The 984-nt window shown below is 31.1% G+C and carries 1 protein-coding gene; it reads left to right on the plus strand.

Going from position 1 to position 984, the window contains the following annotated elements; all coding sequences use genetic code 11:
• Positions 1-133: 133 nt before the first annotated feature.
• A complete protein-coding gene (locus CDH49_RS15505; protein WP_100616437.1) occupies positions 134-652 on the plus strand; it encodes a hypothetical protein in 519 nt (172 codons plus the stop codon).
• Positions 653-984: the final 332 nt, after the last annotated feature.

Below are 984 nucleotides of genomic sequence, written 5' to 3' on the forward strand. Positions count from 1 at the left end.
TAAAAAATTGCTAGTTTTAGTTAACACAAAGTTGGTTGCTCGTTTGCTGGCTTCCGATTTTCCTTCGGAAAATCCTCGCCCTCAAACACGCAACTTTCCATACACGAACACGTTGTACAACATTTGACTGAAAATGAGAAACTTAACATATATCTTATTGATTTTCATAATTGTTTCTTGCAAAACCACAAAAACATTAGCGGATTATGGAATTTCGGACAAACGAAATATTTGTAGCAACGACGATTATAAAAACGCTAATTTAATATTCAAGATTCAAGATTACGAATTCATATTTGACTATAACAACTTTGAAAAAGAACTTGAATCTTATGAAAAAGAAACTTCAACTGACTTTTCAAAAACATTCAGAAATAATTATTTCAATCAAAAAAATAAAATAATAATAAGTAAAGTCGATCAAGAATATTTTATTAACGGAACTGAATCGGTAAAATTGGATGAGAGTTTTGGAATAAATATATCGCTCGATAACCTATATAAATCTGGAAAATTTTATTTAAAAAATAATAAAAACATAAAATGCGTGGAATACGAACATTGGGAACCACACGACCAAGGAACAATAGAATCAAAATGGATTGTTGATGGAAAAGTTGTTAATGAAATAATTTTTGGATTTGTAAATTAAAAAAACGTTGTACAACACCGTGTATAAAAAATTGCTAGTTCTAGCTAACACAAAGTTGGTTGCTTGTTTGCTGGCTTCCGATTTTCCTTCGGAAAATCCTCGCCCTCAAACACGCAACTTTCCATACACGAACACGTTGTACGCAAGCTGAAAAACTCACTCGAATTGAAAAGAATCGCTCTAATAATATTAATCGGACTTATAATTGGACTGGTATTTCTCGCTGTATTTTGGACAGATTTTGTTCCTGATAAAAAACGGATTGAAATAACAAATGAATTTATCATTAATGACCATTGGAACGGAAAATACAATAACGCTATCCGAATTGA

The sequence above is a fragment of the Confluentibacter citreus genome, from assembly GCF_002807055.1.
Taxonomy (GTDB): Bacteria; Bacteroidota; Bacteroidia; order Flavobacteriales; family Flavobacteriaceae; genus Confluentibacter; species Confluentibacter citreus.